Consider the following 19,411-nt stretch of genomic DNA (forward strand, 5'->3'; position numbering starts at 1 on the left):
TCGCTGGCGCAGGCCCCTTAGTGTGGAGACATGACCGCCATGGCCGCAGCTCTGAGCTCCCAGGACTTCATCGCGCTCGACGACGAGTGGAGCACGCACAACTACCACCCGCTGCCGGTCGTGATCTCGCACGGCGAGGGCTCGTGGGTGACCGACGTCGAAGGACGCCGCTACCTGGACTTCCTGTCCGGTTACTCGTCGCTGAACTTCGGCCACCGCCACCCGGACCTCGTCGCCGCGGCGGTCGAGCAGCTCGGTCGGGTGACGTTGACCAGCCGCGCGTTCCACCACGACCAGTTCGGCCTGTTCTGCCGCGAGCTGGCCGAGCTGACCGGCACCGAGATGGTGCTCGCGATGAACTCCGGCGCGGAGGCCGTCGAGTCCGCGATCAAGGTCGCGCGCAAGTGGGCGTACCGGGTGAAGGGCGTGCCGGACGGCGCCGCCGAGATCGTGGTCGCCGGGTCGAACTTCCACGGCCGCACCACCACCATCGTCTCGTTCTCCACCGACGACACCGCGCGCGGCGACTTCGGGCCGTTCACGCCGGGGTTCAAGGTCGTCGAGTACGGGTCGCTGGACGCGCTGCGCGACGCGATCACCGAGCGGACGGCGGCGGTGCTGCTGGAGCCGATCCAGGGCGAGGCGGGCGTGGTCGTGCCGCCCGCCGGTTACCTGGCGGGCGCGCGGGCGCTGTGCGACGAGCACAACGTGCTGCTGATCGCGGACGAGATCCAGTCCGGCCTCGGCCGCACCGGCGACCTGCTCGCGCTGGACCACGAGGGCGTGCGGGCCGACCTGTACACGCTGGGCAAGGCGCTGGGAGGGGGCATCATGCCGGTGTCGGCGGTGGTCGGCAGCCGTGCGGTGCTCGGCGTGCTGCGGCCCGGTGAGCACGGTTCGACGTTCGGCGGCAACCCGCTGGCGTGCGCGGTCGGCCGGGCGGTGGTGCGGCTGCTGGCGACCGGCGAGTTCCAGCAGCGGTCCCGCGAGCTGGGCGCCCACCTGCACGCTCGGCTGGGCGAGCTGGTCGGGCGTGGTGTGGCGGAGGTGCGCGGGCGCGGGCTGTGGGCCGGTGTCGAGATCGCGCCCGGTGGACCGCGCGGGCGTGCGGCGTCGGAGGCGCTGGCCGGGCTGGGCGTACTGTGCAAGGAGACCCAAGACACCACCCTGCGCGTCGCTCCCCCGCTCGTCATCTCGCGCGAGGAGTTGGACCGGGGTGTCGATGCTATCGGCGAGGTGTTGAACACCCAGCGTTAACGCAGGTCACAGACGTGTCGAGGGCGACGTATCCAGCGGGTCCGTGACGCATCCTTACCCCCATGGGTGAACGCAAGCGGGCTCAGGCGGCCGTCGCGCTGGGACAGTGGGTCGAACCGGAAGAGGTCTTGGCGCGCGGTCGTCAACTGCGGGCGGCGGTGAGCCACGAGGCGCACCGCGAGCTGCGGCTCGCGCCGGACCGGCCGTCCGTGGTCGAGTTCGTGGACGCCTCGAACGAGGGCAGGCTGCCGGACCTGGTGCCGCTGCGGATCGGCCGGATGCTCGTCTCGCCGTTCGCGTTCTTCCGGGGCACCGCCGGGTTGATGGCGGGCGACCTGGCCGCCGGCGCGCGCAGCGGGCTGGACGCGCAGCTGTGCGGTGACGCGCACGCGGCCAACTTCGGCCTCTACGGCACGCCCGAAGGTCGGATCGTGATGGACATCAACGACTTCGACGAGACGCTGCCCGGCCCGTGGGAGTGGGACCTGAAGCGGCTGGCGACGTCGCTGGTGCTGGCCGGCCGGGAGGGCGGCGTGTCGGAGAAGGGCTGCCGTGACGCGGCGTCCGACGCGGTGCGCGCCTACCGCGGTGCGGCGCGGCACCTGGCCGAGATCCCGTTCATGGAGTCGTGGAACGCGCTCGGCGACGAGTCGGCGCTGTCCAAGACGAAGGCCGACGACCTGCTGGACGACTTCACCAAGGCCGCGTCCAAGGCGCGCAAGAACACCAGCGCGCGGGTGGCGGCGAAGTGGACGCGGCGCGAGGGCGAGCACATCCGGTTCGTGCCGGACCCGCCCGTGCTGTCCCGGATCCCCGACGGGGTGGCGCGGTCCGTCGTGGACGCGCTTCCGTCCTATGTGGACACACTGCGTGAGTCCCGGTACGAGCTGATCATGCGCTACGGCGTGTCGGACGTGGCGTTCCGCGTCGTCGGCACCGGCAGCGTGGGCTGGCGCAACTACCTGGTGCTGCTGCACGGCAACGGTGACGAGGCGTTGGTTTTGCAGGCCAAGGAGGCGCGACCGTCAGCGCTGGCGCCGTTCCTCGGCGCGCCGGTGGTCAAGCACGAGGGCAAGCGGATCGTGCACGGCGCGCGGCTCGTGCAGGCGGAGACCGACATCCTGCTCGGCTGGACCAGCATCGAGGGGCGGGACTACATCGTGCGGCAGTTCCGCAACCGCAAGGGCGAGATCGACGCGACCACGTTGAAGCGGGACGACTTGGACGACTACGGCAGGCTGGCGGGCGGGTTGCTGGCCCGCGCGCACAGCCGGTCGGTCGACCCGCGCCTGCTGGCCGGGTACTGCGCGGGCGGCGAGGGGCTGGACGAGGCGATCGCCCGGTACGCGTTGGACTACGCCGACCGGACGTGCGCCGACCACGAGGCGCTGGCCGCGGCGGTCAGGTCCGGTCGGCTGCCCGCTGAACGCGAATGACCTGGCGCGCCACCAGGAACAGCACCACCGCGTTGAGCACGTGCCAGGAGTAGTGCGTGCCGCTCGGCCACGCGCCGCACAGGGGCTGGTCGAGCGTCCGCAGCGTCACCGACACCACGAACACGCCGGCGGCCGACGCCAGGTCGTGCCACGTCATCCGGCGGACCGCCGCGATCGCCGTGACGGCCAGCAGGCACAGGAACGGCGCCAGGTAGATGCCCGAGCCGCCCGGGACGAGGGCGCCCAGCGGCGCGGTCGCCACCGCCAGGACGACGAACGCGGGCGCGGCGAGCCAGGCGATCGCCCACCGGGCACCGAGGTAGTGGTGCGCGAACACGACCAGGTACCAGATCACGTAGACCGCGATGAACCCGATGTCGAACCAGTTGGTGAGCGTGTCGGCGACGGTGTGGAAGCTGAGGCTGCCCAACCCGACCAGCGCGAGCAGCACCGGCAGCGCACGCAGGTCACGGGTCTGCGGCCGGTGGCGCCACCACAGCACGGCCGCGGCGACGAGGAACGCCGCGTTGCTCACCGCGTTGAGCGGTTCGGCCCACAGACCTGGTGCCAGGCGCTCGCAGTACGCGTCGACGTCGTCCACAACCCGAAGTTCTACCGCTTGCGGGTGAACACCAGGGAGTGCCGGCGCGCTGCCGGAGGGCTAAGTTGGCTCAGGTGAACTCCGTTGGGGTGGGCTCCGTTGGGGTGGACTGGATCGGGCTGATCAGGCACGGCGAGAGCACCGGCAACGTGGCCGGGGAGGCCGCGGAGTCGGCCGGCCACGAGGTGATCGACATCGCCGAGCGCGACGCGGACGTGCGGCTGTCGGCCGAGGGCGAGCGGCAGGGCCGGGCGCTGGGGCGGTGGTTCGCCGCGGTGCCGCGCGAGCAGTGGCCGGACGTGGTGGTGTGCTCGCCGTACCGGCGGGCCATCGACACCGCGCGACTCGCCGTGAGCGGGCACCCGCGCACGCGGGTCGACGAACGGCTGCGCGACCGCGAGCTGGGCGTGCTCGACCTGCTGACCAGCCACGGCGTGGCGAAGCGGTACCCGGAGGAACGGGCGCGCGAGCGGCGGCTCGGCAAGTTCTACTACCGGCCGCCGGGCGGCGAGTCGTGGGCGGACGTGGCGTTGCGGCTGCGGTCGCTGCTGCGCGACCTGGACGGGCGGCGGGTGCTGCTGTTCGGGCACGAGCTCCAGGCGTTCCTGCTGCGCTACCTGCTGGAGTGCCTGCCGGAGCCGGACCTCGCGGCGTTCGCGCGCAACCGCGTGGTGCCCAACGCCTCGCTGACGTCGTGGCGGCGCGAGGACGGGCTGTGGGTGCTGGAACGCGAGTTCGAGACGAACCACCTGGTCACCGAGGGCGTCGAGCCGACCGCGCCGGAGGACCGGGCGACCCGTGCACCGGAGCCGAGCACCCGCTAGCCGCCGCCACCGCCGTCGGACGAGTGCGGCGCCGGCCCGTCGTCGGGGTGGCCCGGGTCGTGCCGGGTCCGCACGGCCAGGACGACACCGCCCGAGATCACGACCACGGTGGCGACGAGCGCCACCACCAAACCGGTGTCCATGCGCCGAGTGTGGCACGGCCGGGTGGCCGACTAGACCCGGAACGTCCGCACGACCAGGTGGGTGGTGGCCGCGACGACCAACGCGGCGGTGAGCACGTGCGCCGCCACCAGCGGCACCGGCAGCGCCAACGCCTCCTGCACCGAGCCGAGGACGCCCTGGGCGAACGACAGCGCCAACGCGGCGAACGCGGCCAGGGTGCGCAGCACGATCGCCGCACCGAGCTGGAGCCCGACCAGCGCCACGACGAACAGCACGTGGACCGCCGCCACCTCGGCGGGGTCGAAGCCGAACCGGCGCGCGTCCTCGTCGCCGGCGTGCGGGCCGCTGCCCGTGACCAGCACGCCCAGCACCAGGACGCCGGTGAGCGCCACGGGCATCGCCGCCATGCCGATCCGCAGCCGGAGGTTCGCCGGTGCACGCGGCACGGCGTCGGGCCGGCCGAGCAGGTCGACCAGCACGACGAGCGCCGCGACCAGCGCCATGCTGACCAGGAAGTGGACGGCGACGATCTCGGGCGCGAGGGCGCGCCGCACGCTGAGCCCGCCGATCAGGCCCTGCAACCCGACGCCGACCAGGACACCGATGGCCAGCGGCAGCGTCTTCGGCGGGCGGGCGCGATGGCGGGCCACCGCGACCACGAGGACCGCGGTGATCAGGCCGACCACGATGCCGAGCACCCGGTTGCCGAACTCGACCACCCCGTGCACGCCCATCTCCGGTGTGGTGACGAACGAGTCGCCGGTGCACGTCGGCCAGGTCGGGCAGCCCAGCCCGGAGCCGGTCAGCCGCACCAGCGCGCCGGTGAGCACGATCAGCACGTTGGCCACGAGCGCCGCCACGGCCGCCGCGTGCGCGGGCCGCCGAACGGGAAGCCGTAAAGCGTTCACCTCCGGCAGCCTAGATCGCCTCACCGGGCGCGCTTGACCCGCGTCTCGTCCCACACCGGCTCGGTCACCTCGACCACCTCGCCGTTGGAGCGGAACAGCAGGAAGCGGTCGAAACCGCGGGCGAACCACCGGTCGTGCGTGACCGCGACGACCGTGCCGGTGAACCCCTCCAGCGCGTCCTGCAACGCCTCGGCCGAGTTCAGGTCCAGGTTGTCGGTCGGCTCGTCCAGCAGCAGCAACGTCGCGCCGGACAGCTCCAGCAGCAGCACCTGGAACCGGGCCTGCTGACCACCGGACAGCGTCTCGAACCGCTGGTCGCCCTGCTTGCCCAGGCCGTAGCGGCTCAGCACCGCCATCGCCGCGCCGCGGTCGCGTCCCGCGCGGCCGTCCTCGCCGTGCCACAGGATGTCGACCAGCGTGCGGCCGATCCACTCCGGGTGCTGGTGGGTCTGCGCGAACAGGCCCGGCACCACGCGCGCGCCGAGGCGGCACATGCCGGTGTGCGCGACGTCGCCGCCGCCGAGCAGCCGGAGGAAGTGGCTCTTGCCCGAGCCGTTGGAGCCGAGCACGGCGACCCGGTCCTCGAAGAAGACCTCCACGTCGAACGGCTTCATCAGGCCGGTCAGTTCGAGGTTCTCGCAGGTGATCGCGCGCACGCCGGTGCGGCCACCGCGCAGGCGGGGCGCCACCCGCTCGTCGGTCGGCAGCTCCGGCGGCGGACCGGCCTGTTCGAACCGCTCCAGCTTGGCCCGCATGACCCGGTACTTCGCCGCCATCACCTCGCTGATCCTGGCCTGGATCTGGAGCGTGCGGACGAGTTCCTTGAGGTGGTCGTGCTCCTCGTTCCAGCGGCGGTGCAGTTCGGCGAGGCGTTCGATCCGGGACGTGCGGGCGGCGTGCCAGGTGCCGAACGAGCCGACGTGCGTCCACGCCGAGTGCGCCTCCACCGTGACCACGTGCGTCGCGGCGACGTGGAGCAGCTCCCGGTCGTGGCTGACCAGCAGCACGGCCTTCCCGGTCTCGCGGAGCCGTTCCTCCAGCCACCGCTTGCCCGGCACGTCGAGGTAGTTGTCCGGCTCGTCCAGCAGCAGCACCTGCTCCGGGCCGCGCAACAGCGCTTCGAGGACCAGCCGCTTCTGCTCGCCGCCGGACAGCGTGCGGACCTCGCGGAACCTGGCCCGGTCGAACGGCACGCCCAGCGCGGCGACCGTCACCGTGTCCCACAGCACCTCGGCGTCGTAGCCGCCGACCTCGCCCCACGCGGTGATCGCGTCGGCGTAGCGCATCTGGGTCGGCTCGTCGTCGTTCTCCATGAGCTGCAGCTCGACCGCGTCGAGCGCCTCGGCGGCGTCCCGCAGCGGCGCGGGCGACGCGGCCAGCAGCAGGTCGCGCACGGTGCTCTCGTCCCGGACCGAGCCGACGAACTGCGGCATCACGCCCAGGCCGCCCTGCACGCGGACGCTGCCCGCGGTCGGTGTCAGCTCGTCGGACAGGATCCGCAGCAGGGTCGTCTTGCCGACGCCGTTCGCGCCGACCAGGGCGACCACGCTGTTCGTGCCGACCTTGAACGACACGTCGCGGAACAACTCGCGTCCGTCGGGCAGTCGGAAGGCGAGACCGTTCGCGTCGAGGAATCCCACCCGCGCATGGTCGGCCATGCCAGGACCGATGGCCAGCGAATTGGGCTGTGATGAGTGCGTGGTCTCGCCGCGGGGTCACGACGGGCAGGCGTCAGCGGTCGCACGGCCGGGGGTGGCGCCGTGGCGTCGGCGTCAACGCCAGGTGTAGCCGCGCATCAGCACGAGCACCGCGCTGAACCCCAGCGACGCGAGGGCGGGGCCGAACGCCCCTAGGAACAGCAGCAGCACGCCCAGGCCCGCGAACGTGGCCACGAGGGCGTAGCTGAGTGCCGGGTGCCGGGGCTTCCCGGCGACGAGCGCCGAGGCAAGGCCCGGCTCCTCGTCCGCGAGTCTCGTCTCGATCTCACTGAGGGTGCGGCGTTCCGCTTCGCTCATCACGGGCGAGGGATACCCGGCGCCAAACCCCCAAAACGCGCCCGAACGGGGGTCTGAGCAGGCAAGATCAGCGGGACAGCGCGACGAGCCGCGATACCGCCCGCAGGTACTTCTTGCGGTAGCCGCCACGCAGCATTTCCGCGGTGAAGAGCTCCGAGAGCGGCTCGCCCGACACCGCCACCGGGATGTCCCGGTCGTAGAGCCTGTCGCCGAGCGCCACGAGCCGCAGCGCGACCGCCTGGTCGGGCGCGGGCCGGACGTGGCGCAGGTGCACCGCGGTGACCCCGTCCACGAGCCGGCCGTAGCTCGACGGGTGGATGCGGGCCAGGGCGGCGCACAGGTCGCCGAAGTCGTCCAGCGTGCCGCCCGGCGTGCTCCGCGACTTGGCCACCAGGTCCTCGTCGGCCATGGGTGGCGGCGCGTCCGGCAGGCCCCGGTGCCGGTAGTCGGGGCCGTCGACCCGGACCACGGTGAACTTCGCCGACATCGACTGGATCTCGCGCAGGAAGTCCGCGGCCGCGAACCGGCCCTCGCCCAGCTTGTCCGGCAGCGTGTTCGACGTCGCCGCGACCGACACGCCCGCCGCCGTGAGCTCCTTGACCAGGCGGGTGACCAGCATCGTGTCGCCCGGGTCGTCCAGCTCGAACTCGTCGATCGCGAGCAGCTTGTGCGCCGACAGGCGGCGCACCGTCTCGCCGAAGCCGAGGGCGCCGACCAGGTTCGTCAGCTCCACGAACGTGCCGTAAGCCTTCGGGCCGGGCACGGCGTGCCACACGGAGGCCAGCAGGTGGGTCTTGCCGACGCCGAACCCGCCGTCGAGGTAGAGGCCGGGCTTGGCGTCGTCGGCGTTGGACCGCTTGAACAGCCGGCCGAGCACGCCGCGGCCGCCGCCCTCGGACACCCGTTCGGCGAACTCCCGGCACGCCCGCACCGCCGCGGCCTGGCTCGGCTCGTCCGGGTTGGGCAGGTAGGTGTCGAAGCGCACCGCGTCGAAGCGGGGCGGCGGGACCATCGCGTCGATCAACTCGTCCGCGGCGACGTGCGGGGTGCGGTCGGACAGGCGCGGCGGGGCGGACATGCCCGGATCGTAACGGCGTGCTGGGATGTGGCGGTGCGGATGTTGTGGCCACCACGTGACGGCGAGATCACCGACGACGAGCTGGAACGGCTCTACGACTACCCCGACGGGCTGGACCGGCCCTGGGTGCAGGTGAACTTCGTGTCCAGCTTGGACGGTGCGGTGTCGGTGGCCGGGCGGTCCGAGGGCCTGGGCAACGACGCCGACCGCAAGGTGTTCATGCTCGGTCGGGACCTGTGCGACGTGGTGCTGGTCGGCGCGGGAACGGCCCTGGTCGAGGGCTACCACGGGGTCAAGGCGGGTGAGGTGCGCGCGTCCCGGCGGGCCAGGCTGGGGCTCGCGCCCGTGCCGCCGATCGCCGTGATCAGCGGGCGGTGCTCGATCGAGCCGACGTCCACGCTGCTGACCAGCACGGCCGTGCCGCCGATCATCCTCACCACGCGGGCCGCTCCCCGGGAGCGGCGTGACGCGCTGGCGGCGGCGGGCGCCGATGTGGTCGTCGCCGGTGAGGAGACCGTGGCCATGGCCCTCGCGCTGGAGGCGTTGGACGAGCGGGGGCTGCGCCGGGTCGACTGCGAGGGCGGGCCGAGGGTGTTCGGCGCGTTGATCGACGCGGACCTGGTGGACGCGCTGTGCGTGACGTTCTCCCCGCTGCTCGCGGGCGGTGACGCCGGGCGGATCGCGGTGGGGCCGCTGCCGCCGACACCCCGGTCGATGGAGTTGGAGTCCGTGCTGCACCACGACAGCGCACTCCTGCTGCGGTACCGCAAGAGTGACGCCTGATCCGGTGGTGTTGGGCCCGGCCTCGGCGTGACCCGAATACGGTGCGCGTCCGAACGGACACGCACCGAACTCGGAGGGCACGCCGTGGCTCAGAGCACCGCCGTCAAGCCGGACACCGGCGCCGCGCGTTCGGCCGAGGACACCGAGCCGGGCCGGACCACGATCGCGTCGACGGTCGTGCAGAAGGTCGCGGGCGTCGCGGCACGGGAGATCTCGGGGGTGCACGCCGTCGGCGGCGGCGTGTCGCGGGCGTTCGGCGCGCTGCGCGAGCGGATCCCCGGAGCGGGCACCTCGAACACCGCCGGCGTCGCCGTCGAGGTGGGTGAGAAGCAGGCCGCGGTCGACCTGGACATCGTGGTCGAGTACGGGGCGAGCATCGCCGACCTGGCCCGGGCCGTGCGGCGCAACGTGATCGGCCAGGTCGAGCGGATGACCGGGCTGGAGGTCATCGAGGTCAACATCGCGGTCAACGACATCCACCTGCCGGAGGACGACGAGGAGGCCGCGCCGACGACCGGGTCCCGGGTCGAGTGACGCACGTGGCGGAGGACGTCGAGGCGGCGTTGCTCGCCCACCCGGACGTGGCCCGGCTCGACCGCGCGTTCGCCTCCTACCTGCCGGGGCGGCGGGTGGACGGGGTGCGGGTCGGGGACCGGGTGGAGGTGGCGGTGGTGCTGCGGCCCGGTCGGCCGATCGGTGAGGTGGTGCGGGAGCTGCGGGCCCGGGTGACGCGGGTGGCCGGCCCGGCGCCGGTGGACGTCGTCGTGGCCGACATCGAGTGGGAGAGCTGATGAGCGCGACGCAGACCGGCCTGCTCGCGGGCCTGGTCCTGGGACTGGCCGCGACCAGCGGGTTCACCGCGTTCCTGGTGACGCTGGCGGTCGGCGTGATCGGGCTCGTCGTCGGCCGCGTCGTCGACGGGGAGCTGGACCTGGGTGACCTGCTCGGCCGGGGCCGCGACAAGTGACCACGCCGAACACCCCGGACCCCACCACTCCGGACCCCACCACTCCGGCCACCGCACCTGACCTGACCAGCCCGGCAGCGGGCGACACGACGTCGGCTGGAACGACAGCCGGCGGCACAGCGGCAGGCAGCACATCGGCGGGCGGTGCGAAAGCCAGCGGCACAGCGTCGGGCGGTGCGGCGGGCATCGACCCGAACGGTGCCGACGGCGCGCTCGGCGCCTTGGAGATCCACCCCACCGTGGTGCGGAAGGTCGCCGCGCACGCGGTCCGCCTCGTTCCCGGCGCGGAGCCGAGCGCGGCGGTCCGGATCGGCGAGGCGGGTGGTGACCTGGAACTCGCGGTGAGGTTGGCGCTGCGCTACCCCGCGCCCATCCGGTCGGCCGCGGCGGACGTCCGGCGGCGCGTCACCGAGGAGGTCGAGCGGATCACCGGGTTCCGGGTCCGGTCGGTGGCCGTGACCGTGTCCGCGCTGCGGGCCGAGACCGTGCCGCGGGTCGGGTAGATGCGGCTGCTGCTGCGGGTGTTGTCGCCGTTGCTCGGGTCGGCGTTGGCCGCCGCCGGCGCGCTGCTGGTCGTCGCGGTCGCCCGCCACTGGTCCGGGCACGGCAGGCCGACCCCGCCGGACTGGTCCTGGGTGGACCGGCCGGTGCTCGTGATCGGCGTGTGCCTGGCGGCCGGCGGGCTGTTCCTGCTGGTCGTGGCGTCGTTGGCGGGGGTGTCGCAGGTGCGGTTGGACGACCCGGCCGACGGTGTCCGCGTGGTGACCACGCCGACGTCGCTGGCCCGCGTGGTCGGGCACCGGGTGCGGGCGGAGGACGGGGTGGTGGCCGCGTCGGTCACCGCGTCGCGGCGCGAGGTGCGGGTCCGCGCGACCGGCCGCCCGCAGGACGAGGCGTCGTTGCGACCCCGCCTCCTCAAGGTCGCCCAGGCGGCGGTGGACGACCTGCCGATGCCCACCCGGCCGAAGGTGTCGGTCGTCGTCATCGCACCGAAGGACCGCCCGTGAACCACTCGAACCGCACCGAACGCGTGATGGCGTTCGCCCTGGGCTTCGTCGCCCTGCTGGTCGGAGGCGGCGCGGTGGTGCTGCACCGGCTGGGCGTCGACCGGCCGGTGCTGGACCCGGTGGTGCTCGACTGGGCGCGGCGGCACCTGCTGCCCGTCCGGGTCGGGCTGCTCGTGCTGGGTCTGCTGGCCGTCCTCCTCGGGCTGCGGTGGGCGTGGCGGGCGGTGCGGCCGCAACGGCGCTCCGACCTGCGGCTGGGCGACGACGTAGTGGTCACCGCCAAGGCGTTGGCGGCGGCGGTTCGGGCCGACGCCGAGCAGCTCCACGGGGTGCACGGCGCCAAGGTGACCGTGGTCGGCACACCCGCCCTGCGGCTGCGGCTGACCCTGCGGCACGGCGCGGACGTCCGGCGGGTGTGGCAGGAGCTGGACGGGCGGGTGCTGGCGCGGGCGCGGGCCGCGCTGGGTGTCGAGGCGCTGCCGGCCGCGGTGCGGCTCGATCTGGCCAAGAGGGAGCGGCAACGCGTGCGCCGGCGCGCCTCACCAGGCAGGATGGCCTGGTGGCGCTCCCGTTGACCCCTCCCGTGCAGCCGATGCTGGCCAACTCGGTGGACAAGATCCCGACCGGCGCGGACCTGGTGTTCGAACCGAAGTGGGACGGCTACCGCTGCCTGGTGTTCCGCGACGGCGACGAGGTGTTCCTCCAGTCGCGCAGCGGCAAGCCGCTCAACCGGTACTTCCCGGAGGCGGAGGCCGCGTTGCGGCGCACCCTGCCGCCCCGGGTCGTGGTCGACGGCGAACTCGTCGTGGCCAAGGACGACAAGCTGGACTTCGACGCGTTGTCCGAGCGCATCCACCCGGCGGAGAGCCGCGTGCGGTTGCTGGCCGAGCAGACACCGGCGAGCTTCGTCGCGTTCGACGTGCTGGCCGTGGGCGACGACCTGCTGCTGGAGCGGCCGTGCACCGAGCGGCGGTCGACGTTGGAAGGCCTGATCACGCCCGGCGACGGCCTCTACCTCACGCCCGCGACCACCGACGGCGACCTGGCGGCGCAGTGGTTCGAGCTGTTCGAGGGCGCGGGGCTGGACGGCGTCATCGGCAAGCCCGCCGCGGGCGAGTACACGCCGGGCAAGCGCACCATGATCAAGGTCAAGCACGCGCGCACCGCCGACTGCGTGGTGGCCGGGCTGCGCTGGCATAAGGACACCGAGCCGGGCACGGCCGTCGGCTCGCTGCTGCTCGGCCTGCACGACGACGCCGGCATCCTGCACCACGTCGGTGTGGTGGGCTCGTTCAAGGCGGCCGAACGGCGCGCGCTGGCCGAGGAGTTCAAGGACCTGATCACCACCGACGACCACCCGTGGCTGGTCGAGCCGGACGGTCGCCGGTTGCCCGGCGAGATCAACCGGTGGCGCGGCAAGCACGCCGACTGGGTGCCGTTGCGGCCCGAACGCGTGCTGGAGATCGCGTACTCGCAGACCGAGGGCGGCGCTCCCGCCCGGCTGCGCCACAACGGCCAGTTCCGGCGCTGGCGGCCCGACCGCGAGCCCGCGTCGTGCCGCTACGACCAGCTCGACCAGCCCGCGCGCTACGACGTGGAATCGGTGCTGCGAGGCGAAGTCCGCCCCGCGTGACCACTCGGGTGAGTACCGTGGTGACCCGTGGCTGACGTGGACGCGCTCATCCGGGAACTCGACGACCGCATGCGGCACGACTGCCGGCGGCTGTCGCTGTGGCGGGTCGTGCACCGGACGACCGGCCTGTCCTACACGGTCGTGCTGATCCTGGTGCCGGCCGTGCTGGCGGTGGGTTTCGCCTCGTCGGAAACACCGCTGGGCAAGGTGCTGCTGCTCGTCGCGGCCGTGGTCGGCGGGCTGAACGTCACGTTCAAGCCCTACCTGCACAGCCTGAAGCGGCGCGGCGACGTGAACACCATGCGGCGGCTGCGCGACGAGTACCGGGCGGACGTGGCCGCGGCGGCCGACGGCGAGGTGCTCGACGTCTACCGCCGGTACTCGGCGAGCTACGCGACGATCTTCGAGCAGCGCGGCGGCGAGTTGGTCGACGGGCGGCTCGGCGTCGAGGAACCGGCGCCCGAACCGACACCCCAACCGGCGGCCAAGGCCTAAGCCCGCGCGGCACGCGCCTTCGCGACGAACTCGTCCACGCTCTGACGTGCGACTTCACGTCCGATCACGTCGAGCGGCAGGTCGTCGGTCCGCTTGAACCGCACGCAGCTCTTGCCCATGTCCAGCTTGCGCCCGGTCGCCTCGAACTCGGCCCGGAACTCCTGCTCGCGCTCCCCGTACACGCCCATCAGGTACAGCGAGACGTAATTCTTCTGCGACGCGAGCGACACGTACCCCAGCGGCTGCCCGTTGTAGGTCTTGCCGGACACCTCCAGCGGCACCGAGTAGGTGATCATCCCCCACGCCATGCCCTCGACGTAGCCGTCCGGCAGGTTCGCCACGATCACGTCCCGCACCGCCGACACCGTCGCGCGCCGGTCCTCGGGCAGCTCCGCCAGGTACTCCTCGACCGTCGAGGCCTCGCTCCGCGCCATCGCTCACACCTCCGGTCTCGCGGTCCGGGTCGCCCCGACCGACGCCAGCACCACGCAGAACACCGCGACCCACTGCGCCGGGTGCAACGCCTCGTGCAGCACGATCAACCCGGCCAGCGCCGCGACCGCGGGTTCCAGGCTCATCAGGATGCCGAACACGCGCGGCGGGATCTTGCGCAACGCCTCCAGCTCCAGCGAGTACGGGATCACCGACGACAGCAGCGCCACCGCGGCGCCCGCGATGAGCACGACCGGGTTGAGCAGCATCGTGCCCGCCTCGGCCACGCCGAACGGCAGTGCCACCGCCGCGCCGACCACCATCGCCAACGCCAGGCCCTTGCCGTCGGACGTGCGGCTGCCCAGCGCCGCGGTCAGCAGGATGTACCCGGCCCAGCACGCGCCCGCGCCCGCCGCGAACAGCACGCCCGGCAGCGCCAGACCACCGTCGGCCCTGGTCAGCAGCAGCACGCCGGCCGCCGCGAGCAGCGCCCACACCCCGTCCAGCCAGCGCCGCGACCCGATCACGGCCACCGCCAGCGGACCCAGGAACTCGATGGTCACGGCCGCGCCCAGCGGGATGTGCTTGATCGCCTGGTAGAAGCTCAGGTTCATCGCGCCGAGCACCAGGCCGTACCCGACGATCACCGCGTAGGTCCGCCGGTCCAGCCGCAGCGACGGACGCCACACCAGCAGCAGGATCGCGGCGGCCAGCACGAGCCGCAACGTGACCGTGCCCGCGGCGCCCGCCAGGGTGAACAGCTGTTTCGCCACGGCCGCGCCGACCTGCACGCTGACCACGCCCAGCAGCACCAGGGCGGGCGGGGGGATCGCACCGAACGCCTTGGCGGCGAGCGTGAACGGCCCCGAGCGGCGCAACCTGCGTTCGGGGATGCCTTCGACGTGCACCGTGACCACCCCGACATCCTGCCCCAGCCCGCTCACCGAAGTCTCACCTGGACTGTGTGAGGCTCTGCACCGAGCCCTTCAGGGCAACCAACCCATCGGGAGACCAACGCCGTGGGAGAGAGCGAGGGGACCGCCGTGCCGCGTCGGCGTCACGCCACCTGGATGCTGGTGGCCCTGAGCGCGTTGACCGCGTGCAGCGCGGGTCCGTCGACCCGCCCGGTGATCGCCGTGCACGGTGACGGTGAGGAGCCGTCGTCGGTGTCCGTCCCCTCCGGTCCCCGTGAGGTCCCGCCGCTGGAGAGCTACGAGACGCCCGGTCTGTCCTGGACGTCGTGCACCGACTCGGCGCGGGCGCGGATGGGCGCCTCGGCGCCGGCGGGCACGTGGGACTACGAGTGCGCGCAGGTCACCGTGCGGCTGGACACGCCGAGCCGTCCCGGTCGGGGCAACCTGGGCATGTCGCTGCTGCGCGTCGGCACGGGCGGCAGCCCGCTGGTGGTGGTCGGCGAGGCCGGTGGCGAGCCGGGCACCTTGAAGGCGGCGCGGCTGGCGGCGAACCTGCCGGCGTCGGTGCTGAGCACGTTCACGCTGATCGGCGTGGACCGGCGGGGCACCGGCGAGTCGGACCCCGTGCAGTGCGTGCCGGACGAGGCGCGCGAGGGCATCGTGGAGGCCGATCCGGGCGCGGAGTCGCACGAGAAGTTGGCGGAGGCCTACACGAAGGCCAGCCACGAGTGCGTGCTCGACATGGAGAACCGGCTGCCCGCGGTGGACTCCTGGCGCGCGTCGGCGGACCTGGAGCAGCTGCGCGAGGAGTTGGGCGTGCCGCACCTGAACGCCATCGGTGTCGGCGAGGGGTCGAGGGTGCTGTCGCTGTACGCGAGCCGGTACCCGGACCGCATCGGGCGGGTGGTGTTCGACGGCGCGCCGGACCCCACGCTGGACGTGTCGGCGGTGTTGCAGACGCGGGCGGTGGCGGCGGAGGAGGCGTTCTCGGCGTTCCAGAAGGACTGCGTGGTCCGCGGCTGCCCGCTGGGCGCCGATGCGACGGACCGGTTCAAGGCGTTGCTGAACTCGTTGCGGGACAAGCCGTTGCGCGGCGGTGACTTCGACCTCACGCCGGGCACGGCCACGGAGGCGGTGCTGGCGGGGCTGGCCGACCGGCCGCGGTGGTCGGCGCTGGCCGATGCGATCGTGGCGGCGGAGGGCGGCGACGGGACGAAGCTGAGCACCTTCATCGAGCCGCTCGTGGTCGGCCAGGACGACGACCCGCCGCGACTGGACGCCGGCATCGTCACCGCGTGCAACGACACCACCACCCGCATTCCGCCCGAGCGGGTCGCCGGGATGGCGGCGGACTGGCGGACCAAGCAGCCGCTGTTCGGCGCCTACTTCGCTCGCAAGCTGCTGGCCTGCGGCCCCTTCCCGGTGCCGCAGGCGGTGAAGGTGCCGAGGCTGGTCGGCGCGCCGCCGGTGCTGGTGCTGACCACGGCCGCCGATCCGGTGACACCGCGCGAGGGCAGCGAACGGGCGGCGCAGGCGCTGCCCGCCGGGGTCGTGGTCGGCTGGCAGGGCGGTGGGCACGGAGCACTCGGCCAGTCGGCGTGCGCGACGAAGGCGGCCGAGGAGTTCTTGGTGAGCGCGAAGGTGCCGTCGAGCGGTACGGTGTGCCCGCCGTGAGCTCGGGGACCGGACACGATCGGGTGATCATTGCCCGAAAATGTACGGAAACACTGTTCCCGTACCTCGGTTGAAAACCAGCGGAGCGCCGAAACCACCCCCGGTCCGCCGCAAGCCCCGCCAGGGCACTCGGGTCGACGGAATCCGCGACGCGAGCCACGGCAGCGCCCGCCACCTGGCAGGCCGGGAGCAGACCGCAACCCCGCCGGCCAGAGCCCGACGCCCGGCTAAAGGCCCGACTCCCCGACTAGAGCCCGGTACCCGGCCGGAGCCCTAGCTAGAGGCCCGGTACCCGGCCAGAGCTCGATACCCGGCCAGAGCCGGTACCCGGCCAGAGCCCGACATTCGGCGGAGCCCGGTAGCCACGGCAGAGCCTGCAAGCCCCGCCTGCCGACCGGTGCCCGCCGCGAGAGCCCTGCGAGCCGCAAGCCTCGGTCAGCGGACCGGCGGATCGGCCAGCGGAAAGGCGGATCGGCTGCCAGGTAGGAGCCGCGGCCGGAGGGCAAGAGGGTCGTCGGCCGGTGGGCCGTGCGACGGGATGATCTGTCAGGTCCCAACCCCGGCGCGCTGGAGCGGCCGGGGTCGGGTTTACGGGTGTAGCAGTCGCGGATCTAGCAGCTGGAGCAGCACCCGCAGCCCGGGCCGGTGCAGCCGTTGCAGCACCCGCAGCTGCCGAGCTGGGCTTGCTCGGCTGTCGTGTTCTCAACCACCATCTTGTGCCTCCGCGGCGTCGAGGGACTTCGTGCGACCGAAGGTATTTCGACCCCACCGTCCGCCCTACCGCCGGCCAGGGGAAGTACCCTCACCCGATCGCGGAACGCCAATCATCAATACGTTGCAATACGTGTTCTCGCCAGGTCAGCCGCTCAGCTCGTCCAACGCCCGCTGCGCCTCCGCCAGCTCCGCCCGCAGCTGCTCGACCCGCGCCAAGTGGCGTTCGCGGGCCGCGCTGAGCACGCTCTCCACCGCCTCGTCGACCTCCGCCGGCAGCAGCTTCGCCGCCTGCGACACCGCCGACGCGACCACCGGCGCGGCCTTCAACGTGCGCTTCGAACCCCACTGCACGTCGACCGTCCACTCCCCGTCCGCCGTCGACGTGAGCGTCACCGTCACCTCGGCCGGCTTCGCCTGCTTGCGCGCGGCGGGCCGGCGTTCCGGCGCGGGTGGAGCGGGCGCGGGAGCGGGCTTCGGCTTCGGCGGCGCGGGAGCGGGCGTGTAGATGTGCTCGACCGGCGCGGGCGCCTGCGGTTCGGCGGCCTTCGCCGCGGCCGCGGCAGGGGGCGTGCGCTTGCGCGGAGCCGGCTTCTCCACGGTCAGCTCGGCCGGCGAGAACGACAGGTCGTCCCGCTCCCCCGTCGGCCGCACCTGGATGAAATCGCCCTCGGCCGGCTCGGTGAACGCCATCACCTTCGCCGACCGCCCCGCCTCCACCCCGACCGCGGCGGAGGTGAACCAGACCGCGGGCGGGCGGCCCGCGGCCAACTCCGCGCGCAGGTGGTCGATGTCCTGCGGGGACAACGAGCTCTGCTTCGCCTTCGCCATCGCCTACCTACCTCCACGACTTGCACAAGATCCGTCGTGTGCAGCTTGCCCTACCGCACCGACAATTCCGCGAGCTGCCGGTCGTGCGCACGCGCGAGCACCCACTGTGCGACCACCGACCCCACCAGCGCAAGGAGCATGTCCCAATGCGTGTCCCACACATCCCCTTGCGTGCCAAGGAAGTCCGTCGCCGACTCACCGCCGATCAACGCTCCCGCCCACTCGACGAACTCGTAGCCCGCGCTGATCGCCAGGCAGGTGGCGGACACGAGGAAGAACGTCCACCGCCCCGGCCGCAGCGGCGTCCGGCGCAACAGGACCTCCCGCACCAGCACGGCGGGCACGAAACCCTGCACGAAGTGGGCGAACCGGTCGTAGTGGTTGCGGTCGGTCCACGGCAGCTCGCCCAGCGGCACCTCGGCGTAGGTGTAGTGGCCGCCGAGCGCGAGCACCAGCGCGTGGCCGAAGATCAGCCAGTACGCGAGGGTCGTCAGCGGGAACCGGCGGCGGGTCCAGGCCAGCAGCGGCAGCGCGATGAGGATCGGCGCGACCTCCAGCAGCCAGGTGACGTAGCTCTTGGGCCGGATGGCCGACACCGCGACCGCCACCACGACGAGTACCGCGAGGGTGACCGGCAGGCGGTCCCTGGGCTCCATCCCGCAGATCCTGCCGGCCGGCGCCCCAGCCCAGAAGTCCAATCGGGACACGGGCGGCGGCGAGGATCCCGCCGCCGCCCGTGCGGTGACCCGTGACTAGATCGGGTTGCCGTTGGTGCCGCAGATGCGCCCCGCGTTGACGCAGTTGCGCACCCTCCGCTCCAGCTCCGGCTGGTCCCACGCGTTGATGAAGTCACCGTGGAAGGTGTACCCCGGCGCGTTGGTGACGTTGACGCCGTTCACCGTGCCGCCCAGCGACAGCCCGCCGCCGTTGACCGGGTAGGTGATCAGGAACTCCAGCCTCGGCAGGACCACGTTGTGCGTGGACGGGCACGACCCGTTCCAGAACACGATGTGGTCCTTGTGGTTGGCGCTGTCCAGGTCCCGGCCGTTCCAGCAGGTCGGGAAGTCCAGATAGGTCTCCAGCTTGGTGCCCGCGGGGCAGTTCATGAAGTCCCGGCTGGACGGCGACTGCGTGGTGCACGACCACCGCGCGGACGGGTTCTGGTCGGGGCTGGTCGCCCTGGCGTTGCCGACGACGTACCTCATGTCCGGCGGATACGGGACGGCTCGTTGCATGTCGTGGATGCCCTGGTAGTACACGGTGACGCTCTCCGGCGCGACCGGCTGCCCGTTCTTGTACAGGGTGGGCACCCAGTAGGCGGACAGGTCGACCACCGGGTCGCACGTGGTGCCCGCCGCCTTGAGCGACGTGTACGTGGACGACGCGTTGGTCGACCGGTTGCCGAAGAACTCGTGCACGTGCGACACGCCGGTCTGGTTGGGGTAGATGATCGGGTCGTTGCCGGACCGGTGGCTCGCGCGGCAGTTGGCGCGGAACTCCGACGCGGCCTGGATGCCGACCTGGCCCTCGATGGCCGCGGCCTGGTCCGCGTCCGGTGCGGCCGGGTGGCCGTCGTGGCTGACGTGGTTGCCGTGGCTGTTGTGGTTTCCGTGGTTGACGGGCCCCGCGCCCGCCTGCTGGTGAACGACCACCGACCCGATCAGGGCCAGTGCCAGCGCGACGGACGCGGCGCCGATGACACCTCTCATTCTCGCGTTCATC

The 19,411-nt window shown here is 72.8% G+C and carries 24 protein-coding genes; 13 read left to right on the top strand and 11 right to left on the bottom strand.

Translation table 11 applies throughout. The annotated features are described in order from the left end of the window. Positions 1-30 precede the first annotated feature (30 nt). Positions 31-1,257, top strand: coding sequence for an ornithine--oxo-acid transaminase (rocD, locus tag AB0K14_RS30960; protein WP_360456657.1), 1,227 nt, complete (start codon positions 31-33; stop codon positions 1,255-1,257). Between the two features lie 62 nt (positions 1,258-1,319). Next, on the top strand, positions 1,320-2,693 hold the full coding sequence (locus tag AB0K14_RS30965) for a DUF2252 domain-containing protein (RefSeq protein ID WP_360456659.1): 1,374 nt from the start codon (positions 1,320-1,322) through the stop codon (positions 2,691-2,693). Here the strand turns inward: AB0K14_RS30965 and AB0K14_RS30970 are convergent. Further along, a complete protein-coding gene (locus tag AB0K14_RS30970; protein ID WP_360456662.1) occupies positions 2,659-3,294 on the bottom strand; it encodes a hypothetical protein in 636 nt (211 codons plus the stop codon). The genes AB0K14_RS30965 and AB0K14_RS30970 overlap by 35 nt on opposite strands. Before the next feature lie 74 nt (positions 3,295-3,368). Here AB0K14_RS30970 and AB0K14_RS30975 point away from each other — a divergent pair, with 74 nt between their 5' ends. Further along, on the top strand, positions 3,369-4,118 hold the full coding sequence (locus AB0K14_RS30975) for a histidine phosphatase family protein (RefSeq protein WP_360456665.1): 750 nt from the start codon (positions 3,369-3,371) through the stop codon (positions 4,116-4,118). On the opposite strand, the gene AB0K14_RS30980 is transcribed toward AB0K14_RS30975, so the two are convergent. From AB0K14_RS30980 to zapE, 5 genes are all read right to left on the bottom strand, one after another. Further along, complete coding sequence (locus tag AB0K14_RS30980) at positions 4,115-4,261, bottom strand: hypothetical protein (RefSeq protein WP_360456668.1); 147 nt, start codon at positions 4,259-4,261, stop codon at positions 4,115-4,117. The two genes, AB0K14_RS30975 and AB0K14_RS30980, sit on opposite strands and share 4 nt — an antisense overlap. Before the next feature lie 30 nt (positions 4,262-4,291). Continuing rightward, positions 4,292-5,149: a COX15/CtaA family protein gene (locus tag AB0K14_RS30985; protein WP_360456671.1), complete on the bottom strand. Its 858-nt coding sequence runs from the start codon at positions 5,147-5,149 to the stop codon at positions 4,292-4,294. Between the two features lie 20 nt (positions 5,150-5,169). Next, a complete protein-coding gene (locus tag AB0K14_RS30990; RefSeq protein ID WP_360456674.1) occupies positions 5,170-6,789 on the bottom strand; it encodes an ATP-binding cassette domain-containing protein in 1,620 nt (539 codons plus the stop codon). A 132-nt stretch (positions 6,790-6,921) separates the two neighbouring features. After that, positions 6,922-7,164 carry a DUF3040 domain-containing protein gene (locus AB0K14_RS30995; protein ID WP_360456822.1) on the bottom strand — a complete coding sequence of 81 codons (243 nt, stop codon included), beginning with the start codon at positions 7,162-7,164 and terminating at the stop codon, positions 6,922-6,924. A 67-nt stretch (positions 7,165-7,231) separates the two neighbouring features. Next, entirely contained in the window at positions 7,232-8,242 is a 1,011-nt protein-coding gene (gene zapE / locus AB0K14_RS31000) for a cell division protein ZapE (RefSeq protein WP_360456677.1), read from the bottom strand. Between the two features lie 39 nt (positions 8,243-8,281). Here zapE and AB0K14_RS31005 point away from each other — a divergent pair, with 39 nt between their 5' ends. From AB0K14_RS31005 to AB0K14_RS31045, 9 genes are all read left to right on the top strand, one after another. After that, positions 8,282-9,025 (top strand): pyrimidine reductase family protein, encoded by a 744-nt coding sequence (locus AB0K14_RS31005; protein WP_360456825.1) that lies wholly within the window; start codon positions 8,282-8,284, stop codon positions 9,023-9,025. Between the two features lie 84 nt (positions 9,026-9,109). After that, a complete protein-coding gene (locus AB0K14_RS31010) occupies positions 9,110-9,559 on the top strand; it encodes an Asp23/Gls24 family envelope stress response protein (protein WP_360456680.1) in 450 nt (149 codons plus the stop codon). Between the two features lie 5 nt (positions 9,560-9,564). Beyond that, on the top strand, positions 9,565-9,816 hold the full coding sequence (locus AB0K14_RS31015) for a hypothetical protein (RefSeq protein ID WP_360456682.1): 252 nt from the start codon (positions 9,565-9,567) through the stop codon (positions 9,814-9,816). Next, complete coding sequence (locus AB0K14_RS31020) at positions 9,816-9,992, top strand: hypothetical protein (protein ID WP_360456685.1); 177 nt, start codon at positions 9,816-9,818, stop codon at positions 9,990-9,992. The genes AB0K14_RS31015 and AB0K14_RS31020 overlap by 1 nt, the downstream gene beginning before the upstream one ends. Next, the gene (locus AB0K14_RS31025) at positions 9,989-10,495 is read left to right on the top strand and encodes a hypothetical protein (RefSeq protein ID WP_360456688.1); all 507 of its coding nucleotides are present in this window, start codon (positions 9,989-9,991) and stop codon (positions 10,493-10,495) included. Before AB0K14_RS31020 ends, AB0K14_RS31025 begins: the two co-directional genes overlap by 4 nt. Then, positions 10,496-10,999 carry a DUF6286 domain-containing protein gene (locus tag AB0K14_RS31030; RefSeq protein ID WP_360456691.1) on the top strand — a complete coding sequence of 168 codons (504 nt, stop codon included), beginning with the start codon at positions 10,496-10,498 and terminating at the stop codon, positions 10,997-10,999. It abuts the gene before it with no gap. Beyond that, complete coding sequence (locus AB0K14_RS31035; protein ID WP_360456694.1) at positions 10,996-11,574, top strand: alkaline shock response membrane anchor protein AmaP; 579 nt, start codon at positions 10,996-10,998, stop codon at positions 11,572-11,574. Before AB0K14_RS31030 ends, AB0K14_RS31035 begins: the two co-directional genes overlap by 4 nt. Then, positions 11,559-12,632 carry an ATP-dependent DNA ligase gene (locus AB0K14_RS31040; RefSeq protein WP_360456697.1) on the top strand — a complete coding sequence of 358 codons (1,074 nt, stop codon included), beginning with the start codon at positions 11,559-11,561 and terminating at the stop codon, positions 12,630-12,632. The genes AB0K14_RS31035 and AB0K14_RS31040 overlap by 16 nt, the downstream gene beginning before the upstream one ends. A 27-nt stretch (positions 12,633-12,659) precedes the next feature. Next, positions 12,660-13,127 (top strand): hypothetical protein, encoded by a 468-nt coding sequence (locus AB0K14_RS31045; RefSeq protein WP_360456700.1) that lies wholly within the window; start codon positions 12,660-12,662, stop codon positions 13,125-13,127. Here the strand turns inward: AB0K14_RS31045 and AB0K14_RS31050 are convergent. Together AB0K14_RS31050 and AB0K14_RS31055 are read right to left on the bottom strand one after the other, a co-directional pair. Next, positions 13,124-13,561, bottom strand: coding sequence for a DUF1801 domain-containing protein (locus tag AB0K14_RS31050; protein WP_360456703.1), 438 nt, complete (start codon positions 13,559-13,561; stop codon positions 13,124-13,126). The two genes, AB0K14_RS31045 and AB0K14_RS31050, sit on opposite strands and share 4 nt — an antisense overlap. Positions 13,562-13,564: 3 nt before the next feature. Continuing rightward, positions 13,565-14,452, bottom strand: a complete 888-nt coding sequence (locus AB0K14_RS31055) for an EamA family transporter (protein ID WP_360456828.1) — start codon at positions 14,450-14,452, stop codon at positions 13,565-13,567. Positions 14,453-14,602: 150 nt separating this feature from the next. Between AB0K14_RS31055 and AB0K14_RS31060 the strand changes: the two genes are divergently transcribed. Then, the gene (locus tag AB0K14_RS31060; RefSeq protein WP_360456706.1) at positions 14,603-16,147 is read left to right on the top strand and encodes an alpha/beta fold hydrolase; all 1,545 of its coding nucleotides are present in this window, start codon (positions 14,603-14,605) and stop codon (positions 16,145-16,147) included. 858 nt (positions 16,148-17,005) lie between these two features. Here AB0K14_RS31060 and AB0K14_RS31065 read toward each other — a convergent pair. From AB0K14_RS31065 to AB0K14_RS31075, 3 genes are all read right to left on the bottom strand, one after another. Continuing rightward, positions 17,006-17,689 carry a DUF6319 family protein gene (locus AB0K14_RS31065; protein ID WP_360456709.1) on the bottom strand — a complete coding sequence of 228 codons (684 nt, stop codon included), beginning with the start codon at positions 17,687-17,689 and terminating at the stop codon, positions 17,006-17,008. A gap of 50 nt (positions 17,690-17,739) precedes the next feature. After that, entirely contained in the window at positions 17,740-18,345 is a 606-nt protein-coding gene (locus AB0K14_RS31070; protein ID WP_360456712.1) for a DUF2238 domain-containing protein, read from the bottom strand. A 96-nt stretch (positions 18,346-18,441) separates the two neighbouring features. Continuing rightward, positions 18,442-19,410 carry a DUF1996 domain-containing protein gene (locus AB0K14_RS31075; RefSeq protein ID WP_360456715.1) on the bottom strand — a complete coding sequence of 323 codons (969 nt, stop codon included), beginning with the start codon at positions 19,408-19,410 and terminating at the stop codon, positions 18,442-18,444. Between the last annotated feature and the right edge of the window lies 1 nt (position 19,411).

The organism is Actinosynnema sp. NPDC050801 (assembly GCF_040673975.1).
Lineage (GTDB): Bacteria > Actinomycetota > Actinomycetes > Mycobacteriales > Pseudonocardiaceae > Actinosynnema.